We start from the raw sequence: 13,183 nt of genomic DNA on the forward strand, positions 1-13,183 counted from the left end.
GCGAGCATGGCCGGGCGCGCGATGGCCGGCACGAGCGCGTTGGGTCGGGAGCGAAGCCGGGCCGAGACGGCGAAGGCCCCCCGCGACCCGAACAAGAAGGACAAGACAAACGCCCCAGCAATCGCCCCGCAGGTTTCGCCGGTCGGAGCGATCAACATCGCTGCCGAGCTGCGCGAGCTGGCGTCGCTGCGTGCCGCCGGAATCCTGACGCAGCAAGAATTCGACGAACAGAGAATGCGCCTGCTGCCAAGATGATTTAGGCCCATGCCGTGTGTTCGTTACCCGGCGCTTAATCCCTCGCGAAGGGTGAGCGACGTGTGCTTGCGTCATGCGGTGCGACCGCGCTCGCGGATTGTCGCGGCCCGTTCGCCTCACTGCGTCGTGTGAGCCCCACCGGCAGCGGATGGATGCACGCGTGCAGCGATCAAGAGCGAACAAGTCGTGCGATTGCGGCGGAGGCTTCGGCCAATTTCGCGTGGGCCTGGTCGCCGCCCTCCGCGGCGGCGCGGGTCAGACAGTGGTCAAGGTGCTCGTCGAGCAGATTCAGCGCGACTGACCTCAAGGCGCTGCTGGCGGCGCTGATCTGGGTGAGGACGTCGATGCAATACTTGTCGTCTTCGATCATCTTCGCGATGCCGCGGACTTGGCCCTCGATGCGGCGCAGTCGCTTGGCGTAATTGTCCTTTTGCGCCGAATATCCGAGTGGGGTTGTCATCTATCCTCCCAGCGTCTTGGTCATCGGGGAGACCTGCGCCTACTGCGTAGTGACGAGGGTCAGCCATCGCAATGGCGTCGGTGTCGTGGAAGCGGTGCCAGGATCGCGGAAATGCGAGTGCTAATGGGCCTCATTATGGCACGTACCGTGCCGTATCGCGCCCAACGGGTGATCGCCCGCTAGAGGGCGCACCTGGGCCCGTGCCCGATTCCGGGCTCGCGTAGCCTCGCACGTCAGGGCAACGTGCCGTCACCCGTATGGCTATGACGGCGCAAGGCAGACCCTCTCGACGCCGCGTGTATCGGCACGCGAAGTTGGAGCCGCACTACCCTTTGCGGGTATGGGGTACAGACCGTATCGTCGTTGGTGTGGACTTTCCCCTGCCTTCGTTCGGGCCTTCGGCCGACCCCCACGGGCGGCTGATGGGGTATCGATCACGGACAGGTCTCGGCCGGGCATCGACTCGATTTGGAGCGCGAATGGCCACGACCGGCGGTGCTACGGTCGGGGTGTTATGAGATTGGCCAGCGCTAGCGGAACGCCACGGCTGCGGTACGCGGTGGCGGTTGGGGCTGCGGCGTGGTTGGCGATGTGGGGGGTGCTGATCGGCGCCCACAGCATCCTGGGGCATCCCCAGTCTTCGCTAGGCCATCCAGCCCACGCGTTGGTGGCTTCGCTGGGTGGCGAGTTCACCGTTAACGTCGATCATCCGCATGCGACTAAGGGGTCCTCGGGCGGCCATCATGAGCAGTTCACCACAGCGGTGCTGCCCCGCTCGGGTGCCGCGTTGGCGACGCTGGCGGTGTTGGGTGCGGTGCTGGCCGTGGCCCTGACCGCTGGGCCGGCCCGGTTTGCGGTGCGCGCCGGGCGGGGCCCGCCCCGTACCCCGGCTTTTGCGCTTACCGGTCAAGACGTCTTGACGCGGTTCTGCCTGTCTCGTCGCTGACTGGTCAGCGCCAGGTCGTTTCTGCCCTTTGTGGCGGCGGCCGGCGATCGCTGACCCCCTGTCACCATGTGCCGCGCACCGATATTCGCGGCTCCCGCGTGAAAGCGACGAATCCCATGGCTGAAATTCTTCCTCTCGACAACACATGCGTTCACCCCGTTCCGGCACTGAAGGTCATCAAGCCGCGGGACTGCGCACCACCCGCCCCCGCCACCTCCCGGCGACCCGCCGCCCTGGTGGGCAACACGCCGGTGCTGCGGATCTCGGCCCCGCTGAGCCCACCCGATCGCGGGTTTTGGGCCAAGCTAGAAGGGTTCAACCCCGGCGGCAGCATGAAAGACCGCCCCGCCCTGCACATGGTCGAAGCAGCCCGCGCCCGCGGCGAGCTCGCGCCCGGGGCCCGCATCGTGGATTCCACCAGCGGCAGCCTCGGATTGGGCCTAGCGCTGGCCGGCCAAGCCTACGGGCACCCGGTCACCGTGGTCACCGACACCGGCATGGAACCCATCGTGCGCCACATGCTGGCCGCCTACGGCGCCCAAGTCGACCTGGTCACCGAACCCCACCCGATCGGGGGCTGGCAACAGGCCCGCAAAGACCGCGTCGCCCAAGTCCTGGCCGCCGAGCCGGGAGCCTGGTGCCCCGACCAATACAGCAACCCCGACAACATCACCGGCTACCAATCACTGGGCTTAGAGCTCATGGACCAGCTCGGCAACGTCGACGTCCTGGTCTGCTCGGTAGGCACCGGCGGACACTCCGCCGGCGTGGCCCGGGTGCTGCGCCGATTCAACCCCGACATGAAACTGATCGGGGTCGACACCATCGGCTCGACCATTTTCGGCCAACCGGCCACCACCCGGTTGATGCGCGGGCTGGGCTCCAGCATCCACCCGGCCAACATCGACTACCCCGCCTTCAACGAGGTGCACTGGGTGGCCCCACACGAAGCCGTCTGGGCGGCACGCACCTTGGCGGCCAGCCAGTTCGCCAGCGGCGGCTGGAGCGTCGGCGCCGTCGCGCTGGTCGCCGGCTGGGCCGCACGCACCTACCCCAAAAACACCCGGATCGCCGCCGTCTTCCCCGACGGACCCCAACGCTACTTCGACACCATCTACAACGACGACTACTGCCGCCAACACGAGCTCCTGGGCTGGCAACCCACTCCCCAACCCACCACCCTCATCGACCCCAACCAACACGTCATCACCTCCTGGACACGCACCACCACCATCACCAACCCCACACTGCTGCGCGGGGCGGTACCGATCCGCAAAGCAGCTGCTGGGATTCAGGCGGGGAATGGCTCGGTCGAGGTGAAGATTCCTGCATAGCCCCGCTGCACGAATTGCACGAGCAGGATCCCCATTGGGTCACTGCACTGAATCAAAAACACGAGAGGACGTAATACAGTAATGGTTTCTGCAGCAACAGGCAGCCAACCGGTACAGCAGATTCTGGACCGCGAGGACGTTGCGCTGCGCGTGCTGACACGCAGCGATATCGCCGACATTGCGATCAGTCCCAGTGAGGTAATGGAGCTGGTCAGGGGCGCTTATCTGCGAGTGGCCGATGGTTCATCTCGGGCGCCGGCGAAAATCATGATGCGCTCGCCGTACCGGGATTCGGCTGCCTATGCGATGCCCGGCTATGACGGCGGTTCACAAATCACGGCGTTTAAAGATTATTACATGCAAAACGACGACGGGAAAAAAGAATACATCACCATTACGCTCTACGACGATAAGGCGGGTTTGCCGATAGCGTTTATGGACTGCTTCCGAGTGACCGCGCTACGAACGGCCGCCAACACCGCGCTGATCGCGAGCGCATGCGCAATGCCGGGGGCCCGCACCGCGCTGGTGACCGGTTCGGGCGCTCAAGGCCGATACACCTTTCCGTTCCTGTTGACTGCTCTGCCGGACTTGGATCGGCTGCTGTTGTTCGGCACCCATCCGGATGGCATCGCCGCCGTGCGCGCGTATGTCCGCGAGCAGCACCCCGACCGAGACATCGAAGTCGTCACCGACCCCGAGAAAGCCGCCAACGAAGCCGATGTTCTAGTCGCGACGTCGGCTGGCCCGGCCACCGAGGTCAAGTTCCGCACCAGCTGGCTCAAGCCAGGGGCGCTGTTCGTCTCGGTCAACGGGACCGGCGTGCACTCGTCCTCGCTGCGCGACGCCGACTACGCCGCCGCGACGAGCGCGGGCCAACTGGCGGTGACAGGCACCCGCTTCGCCGACGAGAACGGCTCGTTACGCTTGGACGCCGAGCTTCCCGACATCCTCGCCGGACAAGCACCGGGCAGGCGAGACAAGGATGACCGGGTCTTCGTTTTCAATAGCGGCATGGCCATCACCGACATCCCGGTGGCGCACGAACTGGCCGCCCAAGCGATCGCTCGTGGACGCGGACAGGAAATCAAACTGTGGAGCTAGCACAGACGCCGTTGTCGCTGCCGGCGGTAGAGCCGGAATGGTTCCGGGAAGTCATATCTGATCGTTCGTTAGTAGCCGATATGGCTCATGCGGTCGGAGGCCCGTTTCACGTGCTGTTCGCGCCGCAGTTCGCCCGAAACCTGAAGGCGTTTACCGATGTGCTCGACTCGGCGGGCGTGGAAGGGCAAGTATTCTTCGCCAAGAAAGCCAACAAGGCGGGGTGCTGTTGCGCGTCTGCGCGCAGCTCGGCGCAGGTGTCGATGCAGCCAGCGCCCCGGAATTGGTTCATGCGCTTAGTTGCGGTGTGCGCGGTTCAGACATCGTGGTCACCGGGCCCGCCAAAAGCGAACATCTGCTCTGGCTAGCCGCCCGCCACGGTTGCTTGATCGCAGTGGACGCCCTCGACGAGCTCGACAGGGTTATCGCGCTGGCCCATCGCGGCGAGAGCGTCCGGATCATGTTGCGGGTGCTTCCAGAAGTGAACCCGCACAGCAGATTTGGTCTGGACCCCACTGAATTGGACGCCGCGCTACAACAATGCGCCCAGCAGCGGTCGCGTGTGTCCATGGAAGGATTCTCGTTTCACCTCAACGGGTACGAGGTCGCGCCACGTGCGCAGCTGGCGGCCCAGCTGGTTGACCGTGTTGTTGAGGCACGAGCGCAGGGCCTGGCGGCAACGTCCATTTCTATCGGCGGCGGATTCGCAGTGAGCTACCTCGACGGCGAGACGTGGGACCGGTTCTTGCGCGACAGCACCGAAAGCGACTTTCACGCCGGCAAGACGTTCACCCACTTCTACCCCTATCATCAGAAGCCGACCGGGGCCGACATGTTGGCCGCAATCCTCTCCAGCGAGGACGCCGGCGGCCAAGGCACCGTCGGCGACCGATTCGCCACGACGGGAACCAAGCTCCTGCTCGAGCCCGGCCGCGCGTTGCTCAACGGGGCAGGGTTCACCGTTTTTCCCGTGCAGGGATTCAAGCGGCGCGGCGACTACGGGATCATCACCGTTCTCGGGCTGAGCATGAGCTTGTCGGAGCAGTGGAAATCCAGCGAGTTCCTCCCGGATCCGACGCTGTGGCCGCAAGAAAGCTCGGACGAGCTGCAGTCGACAGGCCCGGTCCGATGCTGCGTCGGCGGGGCTAGCTGCCTGGACTATGACATGCTGACCTGGCGAAAAGTGGAGCTACCGCGGCAGCCGCGTTATGGTGACCTGCTGATCTACCCCAATACCGCTGGCTACCAGATGGACAAGAACGAATCCGAGTTCCATGGGCTCCCCTTGCCGCCGAAACTCGAGGTGACTTGTGACGACGAGGGCCGGTTTCGCTGGCGCCCCGACCAGAATGGCGATCGCTTGTGAGCCGGGCGCCCGTGGGTGAAAACCGCTGGGTGCGGCTTGCTCCCCTGATGCGCACCGGCCGGCAGCTCACCGCTTTGGCCGCGCCCATCGCGGGTGTGCAATTCGCCCAAGTTGCGTTGACCACCACCGATTTGGCCATGATGGGCCTCATCGGGGTGCAAGCCATCGCCGCTGGTGGGCTTGCCGCGATCCTATACAACCTGATGCGCACCATGTGCGTCGGTGTAGTCACGGCGGTGGGAAACCTGGTCGCCACTGCGGCCGCTCAAGGGGAGGCACGTTCCGGAAGCGACCGCCCAGACACCAAGGCGCACACGGAGATCCGCCAGATCAACCGATCCGCCTTCTTGGTGGCCACCTTGACGGCTGTCCTTCTCGGCGCCGCGCTGATCGCTTTGGGCTATGTATTGCCCGTCTTCGGGGTGGACAAAGACGTGCTGGCCCTCGCGCGACCCATGATGATTGCCTTAGCTCCAGGGCTGGTTCCGATGGTGTGGCTGAATGTGTTGCGGCAGTTCTCCGTTGGTATGCGCCGCCCCGGTCCCCTGTTGGCGGTCAGCATCGCCTCCATCGCACTGAACGCGGCGCTGGATTTGGTGTTCATCTACGGACTGCTGGGCCTCCCCCGGCTGGGCTTGGCGGGCATCGGACTGGCAACGACGCTGGTGCAGGTACTCACTGTTGCGGCGTTCTATTTCATCCTGCGCCGTGACAATCACCTCGCCCCGCTGCTGTCGATCGACGGCTGGAATGCCGACGCTGAAATGGCCCGCCACATCCTGCGGTTGGGAGTCCCTATTTCATTGACGTACGGCTCGGAAGCCGGGATCACCTCGCTGGCCGCCGTGGTGATGGGAACCTTCGGCCCCATCGTGCTGGCCGCGCACAATGTGGTGACTCAGCTGACCCGCATCGCCTTCCAAATCAGCATCGGCTTATCCCACGGATCATCCATCCTCATCAGCCGTGCGACCGGCAAAGGTGATAAAGGGCAGGCCGAGCAGATAGCGGTCGTCGCGCTTCTCCTAGGGGTAATCAGCACGGTGACACTCGGACTGCTCTACGTGGTAGCCCCCTACTGGGTTTTACGGCCATTTTTAGACCCCGCCGATTCGGCCACTATTGTGATCGCCAAATTCTTCCTCTTCTTCGCGATAATTCAGCAAATCGTGGACTTCACCCAAAACATCGCCGTGGGACTGCTGCGGGGCATCGGCAACACCAAAGCCGGCTTGCGAGCAACCACGATCGGGTATTGGTTGGTTGGCCTGCCCGCCATGTTGCTCCTAGCGTTCCCGGCGCAATTGCATGGGGCCGGAGTGTGGACCGGGCTCAGCACCGGCTTCGCCGCGACGGCGGCGCTGCTGCTGCGACGGTTCCGCAAGGATCTGCCTCAAGCAGTCTGACCGGCGCCTGCGTTTTGATAGCGGGAATTGACGTATAGGGTGCGGTCAGTGGGTTTTGTGGCGCGGTTTCGCGGGTTCGACACGCCCAGCCGGATTCTGCTGATCAATCAGTTCGGCATCAACGTCGGTTTCTACATGCTGATGCCCTATCTGGCCGGCTACCTGGCCGGCCCGCTCGCGCTGGCGGCGTGGGCTGTCGGGCTGGTCCTGGGTACCAGGGATTTCTCTGAGCTGGGCATGTTCATCGTGGGGGGCACGTTGGCCGATCGGCTGGGCTACAAGTGGCTGATCGTGGCCGGATGTCTACTGCGCATCGGTGGGTTCGCGTTACTGGTGGCGGGCCAGTCCTTGCCCGCCGTGTTGATCGCCGCCGCGGCTACCGGTTTCGCCGGTGCATTGTTCAACCCAGCGATTCGCGCGTATCTGGCCGCCGACGTCGGCGTCCGCCGTGTCGAGGCGTTCGCGATGTTCAATATTTTCAATCACGCCGGCATCTTGCTTGGCCCAATTGTTGGACTTGTCCTGATGGCCATAAACTTTCGGGTCGCCGCGGCCGGCGCGGCGGTCGTCTTCGCCGTGCTCACAGTCGTGCAACTACTGGCGTTGCCTCGCCGCCGCGCCGACCCAGCGCCGGAGAAGACCTCGATATTGCAAGATTGGCGGGTCGTCGTCGCTAACCGCTCTTTCCTGTTGTTCGCCGCGGCGATGATCGGTTCCTATGTGCTCTCGTTTCAGATCAATCTCGCACTGCCGTTGCAGGCGTCGGTGCTGGCGCCAGGATCTCATTCATTACTAGTCGCGGCGCTTTTCGCCGTTTCAGGGCTCACCGCGGTTGGTGGACAATTGCGCATCACCCGTTGGTTCGCCGAGAGGTGGGGAACCAGACGCAGTTTGGCCGTGGGCCTGACCATAATGGCAGCGTCGTTCCTGCCGTTGATCGTCGTCCCAGACCGCGAACGCTTCGGCGCTCTGCCGGCGATCGCGGCGCTTCTGATGTCTGCGGGCCTGCTGGCCATCGGCTCGGCCGCAGTCTTCCCATTCGAGATGGACATTGTGGTCTCGCTGGGCGGCCGACTGGTCGCCACCCATTACGGCTTGTACAACACCATCATCGGGGCCGGAATCCTCGTCGGTAATTTGGCCACGGGCGCGGTTATGGGCGCCGCACGACAAATGGGCCTGGGCGAACTGGCATGGGCAGGACTGGTTCTCGTCGGAATCGTCGCCGCTGTGGCCTTACACCGCCTAGACCGGACCCACCGCCTGCAGCCCGCCCACTCTGACATTTTGCCCACCTGAGCGGCCGGCTGTTGGTGGGCCGCAGCACGGTTCGGCGCCTACATACAGTCAGGGCGATGCGTAAGCGATCAAATCCCCACGCGATCCTTACCTCCAGCGAGGCCACGCCAGCTCAAGTCGGTGCGTTGGCACCCCGACGAAAGCGGCGGTGATGGCTACGCGACCTCCCGGGGGCGCCCATAGCGGAAGCTTTCCGGCTTAGACGATGTGCATTGGCGGGGCGGCGAAGGCGAACGACTGATCATGGCTCACCACCTCACAGTGCCAATCCGGCACGAGATCGGAACTGACTGGGGCCTATCGGGAACAACAGGGGCGGCCGGTGGCGGGTCACACGGCCTCGCGCGCAGACCTGATGACGGCGTGCCTTTACACCTGGCGCGTGAAACCGAGCATTGACCGGAGGTACCGTACGGGGGTAGTGTAGATCACACCGAGAGACGTTTACCCGATGCCACTGTATCCGCTGGCTACAGATGATGGCCTGCGTATAGCTCTGCGGCCTGCGGGCGCATCAAGTCGCAGATGCGATGACAAATCACCGGTAGATGAGGGGTAACCCAGGTGATCATCAGGATACTGGTTAGCACTGCAATCGCTGTCGGCTCCCTCGGACAAGCCCCAGCGACAAGTGCTGACCCGAATCCGTTCGGCACACTCAGCTGTAGCTGTCGAGACACAGCTACTCCGGGCAGCCCCACCCTAGGGGAAGAGACAGACCGCGGAGTGCAAGACGGTATGTCTGCCTGGTTGCCAGGACATCGCACCGAGCCAGTGAAATAAGCTCAGGACATCGCGTCAAGCCAATGAAATAAGCGCCTGGTGTCCCCTGCTACCAGTCCAACCTGGAGCAGATCTGGGACTACACCCGTAACCGGTGGAGTGCCAACCAAGCCGAAACGTACGTGCGCGAGATTCAGCGAGTTATTGAGCTTGTGGCGGACAACCCCACTCATCGGGAGGCCTTGCGACGAGGTTCGTGTCGGCTACCGCCGACATGCTGCGGGTTCACACACGCTCTATTACCGCGTTGCCGCCAGCGGAGTTCTGATCGACGTAGTGCGCATCCTGCACAGGCACACGGACGTCGAGCGGCACCTAGACTGACATGCGACTGCCAAGACCTGGCAGTCGGATTTTCATTGGGAACCGCCAACTTCATAGATACGCAACAGCTTTCCGAGTCGAATCCTTGCTGGCGCTCCCTGTAAGTGACCGCCAACTAGATCGAGACCGGACATTTGGGACTCCGGACTGCAAGTCACTTTTCGCCCACATGGAGCGGTTCGACGAACTGTGACGCATGAAGTCACAAACCAGAAATGGTTCGTGACCTCTGTGTCTGGGTTAGTTCCATGTCCACGCTGACTACCTCGCTGCGCAGCCGCCGTGCTTCTTAGCGAGATCGATTGTCGATAGCAGCTGCTTAGGCTTGCCCTCGACGTAGATCTTGTCGATATCGGCGGCATACAGGTCAAAGTCGCCAACCCCTGCTCCGCGTCAGGCTAGGCCACTACCCTGATGGCGTGAGTGGTAAGGCTGACGGCGCTCATCGAAAGTCCCCAGGTGTGCTCGCCGAAATTCCTCACCTGTGAGCAGCGGTCAGTGTAGTGGTTGGCGGGTGCCGGTGGTGGTCCGGCGCAGGGTTTCCGCGGCGTCGTGGTGGTCGCGTAGCCGGTAGGACTCGCCGTCGAGGTTGATGACCACGGAGCGGTGCAGCAGGCGGTCGAGCATGGCGGCGGCCACGGTGGTGTCGCCGAGGATTTCTCCCCAAGCACCCACCCCGCGGTTGGTGGTGATGACGATGCTGGTCTTCAAATAGCGTTGGGAGACAACCTGAAACAGCGCCGAAGCGGCTTCGGCGGGCAGCGGCAGGTATCCGAGTTCATCGATTACGAGCAGGGTCGGTCCGGCGTAGAACCGCATGGTGGTGGCCCAGCGTCCCTCGATCGCGGCACGGTGACACCGTGCGGCCAGATCGGCGGCGGTGGTGAAGTAGGTCCGGTAGCCGGTATGGGCGGCAGCGCGGGCCAACCCGACGGACAGGTGCGTTTTTCCGGTCCCGGGTGGGCCGATGAGCAGAATGTTGGTCGCGGTTTCCAGGTAACGGCAGGTGCCCAGTTCGTCGATCAGCTTGCGGTCGATCCCGGCGGCAGCATCGACATCGAAATCGGCCAGGGTGGCCGGGGTGGGCAGGCAGGCGAACCGCAACCGGCCGGCCAACCGTCGGGCAGTGCTGGCCTCGACCTCCACGGCCAGCAGTCGCTCCAACGCCACGGTCAGTGACAGCCCCTCGGCGGTGGCCTGATCCAGCACCGCCGGTAGGGCTTCAGCGGCCGCGGCCAGTTTGAGCTCGGCCAGGTGCGAGCGCAGCTGCTGATAGCGGCTCGCCGCAGCCGATGGCGATTCCTCGGTCCTGGTGGGGGCCTTGTTGGTGCGTGGAGTAGGGGTCATTGGATGGTCCTGTTCTGCGCGGCCCGCTCGTAGGCGGACAGATCGATGACGGTGGAATCGGTTGACGGAGTGGACGTTTCACTTGAGGTGTTGGATGGCTGCTTGAGTGCAAGCAGTTGTGCGGCAGCGGCTTTGGCTGCCGGACCGGGTGGGATGCGTTCCTTGCGGCGGTGCGGGCGTCCGGTCGCCGCGGTGGCCATTGCCACGGCGTCCAGGGCGATGACATGGCCGCTGTCACGCACCATGACGCCGAGCCCGTCGGCGGCCAGTCGGTGTCGGGCGATCACGATCCCGCTCATGGTGGCGATGTCGCAGAACTGCCCGCCGACCGGATGTGACACCACCACATTGGCGGCGGCCAGTTCCGGCGGCACCGAGTAGCGGTTACCGCGGTAGGACACCATCGCTTGGCGCGAGGCGGTGCGGATCTCGGCCACGATCACCGGATACGCCTGCGCCGGTACCGGTTGCAGTGGTTCGGTTTTGGCCACCACGGCGACCGAGGAGCGGCCGTCGGCGGTGGAGCGCAGGCGTGTGTCGCCTCGCACCCGGGCGAAGCGATCCAGGCTCGCTTGCGCCTGCTCGACGGTGAGGTCGTCGGCCAGGGTGCGCCACCAGCGTTGCGCGGCGGTGTGGTTGACCTTCTCCACCACCCCCTTGCGGTTACCGCGCCGGGCCGGGCAGATCGCCACCGAGACGCCGTAGTGCTTGGCCACCCCGGCGAACGAGGCGGTCACCCGCCCGCTGCCCGGATCGCAGACCGTGGCCATCCGGTCAAAGCGCCACACCCGCGTGCACCCTCCCAGGCCACGGGTCACGCGGTCCAGACCGGCGACCAGGTGCGGCTGGTCCTCGCTCGGGGCCAGATAGCCGCGCCACTTGCCCGAGTGCGACAGCGAGCCGACCAGCAGGTGCGCGGCCTTGCCCCAACCCCACGATGCCGGTGGATCGGGCAAGTCCAGCCAGTCCCATTGGGTTTCATCACCCGGCGCATGTGGGATTACCGCGTTGGGGCGTTGCGTGGCGGTCCGGCACGCCTCACAGACAGGTCGCAGACCCCGGATGCGGATGTTGCGCGTCAGGCTCTGATACGACAGGACGAACCCGAGATCCTCGAGTTCGTCGTAGAGGGTGCGGGCCCACAGGTGCGGGTCCTCGGTCAGCCTCGCGGTGACGTAGTCGACGTAAGGATCGAACGGATCAGGGTCAGGCCGGGCACGCACCCCCGGCTTGCCGTCGCCGGCCAGGTACTTGCGGACCGTCTTGCGGTCGAAGCCGGTGTGTCGGGCGATCGCCGAGATCGTCCAACCACGTTTGCGTAGGGCATGTACTTCCACATCGTCCTCCCATGTGAGCATGAGAAAGCGGGCCTCCTTCGATGGAGCAACTGGCGTCAGACACCAGAAGCTTCGAAGGGGGCCCGCCCTTCTCGGCGGAGCCACACGAGTGGGGATTTTCGATGAGCGTCAGTGGGGAATTTCAGTGAGCGCGGTCAAGGCTGATCGGTCGGCCGACGACGATGGCGACGACACCGACTTCTGGTTGGCACTACCAGGCTTTCGTGATTCGCTGATCGCAGCAGAAGCCGATCACGGCGCAGGCCGCACATTCAGCGAGGAAGAGATTTATGCTTACGTCGGGTTGCCTCAGCGAGACACAGACCAGGAGGAGTTGCGCCGGCGATGCATGGCACACGGCAAATGGATGTCCGATCATCCGGAAGCCATGGCGTCCGCCGAAGAGTGGGCTGACGGGAACCTCGACGAACTGGATCACACCTGAAAGCAGCCATGCCAGCGAGGTCTCCCCCCGACTTTAGCGTCAAGGCGACCGAGCCTCAGACATCAATGCCACTACTGTCGACATAACCCGCGCTCTGATTACCCCGCCCATCCACTATCCGCCGACAGCCGTCCGGGCCCGCTGACTCTTAATCAGCGGGCCCGTCCAGCGAAAGACTGACGGGCTCCCCTTCGCGGGTTTGACCTCGCCAGCAATTTCGGAATGGCTTCTACGTAGCCTTCATCGGTCCTGACGGTGGTGCAAACCAGTTACGTTGGTGTTGGGGTGAAGCCCAAGCTGTTCTGCCGACTCCGGTTTCGTATTTGTGGCTCGGACAGTGGGAACCTCGCGCTCGATAACACAGGGCACATCATCGCCGGACGCACCGATGCGACACCACCGAAGTGACACGAGAATGAAAGTAAAGACAAAACCTGGCGAATTGCTCGAGGTATTCGCTGTTCTGTTGACCGCCGGTGTTCTTGCAACATGCTCATCGACCAATCCAACCAAGCACACCGGGTCGGGGCCATCAGCCCCATCCGGCGCGACAATGATTCCAGGAGGGCCCATGGAACCCACACCCATTGCGCCGTCACCGAAGATCCCGAAAAGCTAACAAGAGGCCGAGGACTCAGTGCTTCGGTACCTGCAGGAAAACAGTCGACGGGTTGCCACCGGGCGCCGTCCTAGACACGAGCGACACCTGAACCGCCCCGAGTTCGATGCACACCTTCTTTCGAGGGAAGGTTGTTCGCATCATGCCGAAGAAGTACGACG

At 63.9% G+C, this 13,183-nt stretch carries 12 protein-coding genes and 1 pseudogene; 10 read left to right on the plus strand and 3 right to left on the minus strand.

Going from position 1 to position 13,183, the window contains the following annotated elements; translation table 11 throughout:
• The coding region (locus DQP57_RS24630; protein WP_133259307.1) for an SHOCT domain-containing protein at positions 1-255 on the plus strand (255 nt) is incomplete at its 5' end.
• A 169-nt stretch (positions 256-424) separates the two neighbouring features.
• On the opposite strand, the gene DQP57_RS24635 is transcribed toward DQP57_RS24630, so the two are convergent.
• Positions 425-715: a metal-sensitive transcriptional regulator gene (locus DQP57_RS24635; RefSeq protein ID WP_008257501.1), complete on the minus strand. Its 291-nt coding sequence runs from the start codon at positions 713-715 to the stop codon at positions 425-427.
• 514 nt (positions 716-1,229) lie between these two features.
• Between DQP57_RS24635 and DQP57_RS24640 the strand changes: the two genes are divergently transcribed.
• The 8 genes and pseudogenes from DQP57_RS24640 (at position 1,230) to DQP57_RS24670 (ending at position 9,274) form a co-directional block, all read left to right on the plus strand.
• Positions 1,230-1,661, plus strand: a complete 432-nt coding sequence (locus DQP57_RS24640; RefSeq protein WP_225325412.1) for a hypothetical protein — start codon at positions 1,230-1,232, stop codon at positions 1,659-1,661.
• A gap of 236 nt (positions 1,662-1,897) precedes the next feature.
• Positions 1,898-2,995, plus strand: a complete 1,098-nt coding sequence (locus DQP57_RS24645; protein WP_008257503.1) for a PLP-dependent cysteine synthase family protein — start codon at positions 1,898-1,900, stop codon at positions 2,993-2,995.
• An 81-nt stretch (positions 2,996-3,076) separates the two neighbouring features.
• The gene (locus tag DQP57_RS24650) at positions 3,077-4,099 is read left to right on the plus strand and encodes an ornithine cyclodeaminase (protein ID WP_014942259.1); all 1,023 of its coding nucleotides are present in this window, start codon (positions 3,077-3,079) and stop codon (positions 4,097-4,099) included.
• Positions 4,090-4,464, plus strand: coding sequence for a hypothetical protein (locus DQP57_RS27555; protein WP_346427306.1), 375 nt, complete (start codon positions 4,090-4,092; stop codon positions 4,462-4,464). Before DQP57_RS24650 ends, DQP57_RS27555 begins: the two co-directional genes overlap by 10 nt.
• Positions 4,380-5,462 (plus strand): alanine racemase, encoded by a 1,083-nt coding sequence (locus DQP57_RS24655; RefSeq protein WP_346427305.1) that lies wholly within the window; start codon positions 4,380-4,382, stop codon positions 5,460-5,462. The genes DQP57_RS27555 and DQP57_RS24655 overlap by 85 nt, the downstream gene beginning before the upstream one ends.
• Before the next feature lie 11 nt (positions 5,463-5,473).
• The gene (locus DQP57_RS24660; protein WP_014942261.1) at positions 5,474-6,868 is read left to right on the plus strand and encodes an MATE family efflux transporter; all 1,395 of its coding nucleotides are present in this window, start codon (positions 5,474-5,476) and stop codon (positions 6,866-6,868) included.
• A 48-nt stretch (positions 6,869-6,916) separates the two neighbouring features.
• A complete protein-coding gene (locus DQP57_RS24665; RefSeq protein ID WP_008257507.1) occupies positions 6,917-8,167 on the plus strand; it encodes an MFS transporter in 1,251 nt (416 codons plus the stop codon).
• 845 nt (positions 8,168-9,012) lie between these two features.
• Positions 9,013-9,274 (plus strand): annotated as a pseudogene (locus DQP57_RS24670) (type II toxin-antitoxin system RelE/ParE family toxin).
• Between the two features lie 495 nt (positions 9,275-9,769).
• Here the strand turns inward: DQP57_RS24670 and istB are convergent.
• The gene (gene istB / locus DQP57_RS24675; protein WP_008257435.1) at positions 9,770-10,621 is read right to left on the minus strand and encodes an IS21-like element helper ATPase IstB; all 852 of its coding nucleotides are present in this window, start codon (positions 10,619-10,621) and stop codon (positions 9,770-9,772) included.
• A complete protein-coding gene (locus DQP57_RS24680; protein WP_008257509.1) occupies positions 10,618-11,979 on the minus strand; it encodes a Mu transposase domain-containing protein in 1,362 nt (453 codons plus the stop codon). The genes istB and DQP57_RS24680 overlap by 4 nt, the downstream gene beginning before the upstream one ends.
• Positions 11,980-12,067: 88 nt before the next feature.
• Here DQP57_RS24680 and DQP57_RS24685 point away from each other — a divergent pair, with 88 nt between their 5' ends.
• Positions 12,068-12,403 (plus strand): hypothetical protein, encoded by a 336-nt coding sequence (locus DQP57_RS24685; protein WP_226057880.1) that lies wholly within the window; start codon positions 12,068-12,070, stop codon positions 12,401-12,403.
• Positions 12,404-13,183: the final 780 nt, after the last annotated feature.

It is taken from the genome of Mycobacterium colombiense (genome assembly GCF_003284935.1).
Taxonomy (GTDB): Bacteria; Actinomycetota; Actinomycetes; order Mycobacteriales; family Mycobacteriaceae; genus Mycobacterium; species Mycobacterium arosiense_A.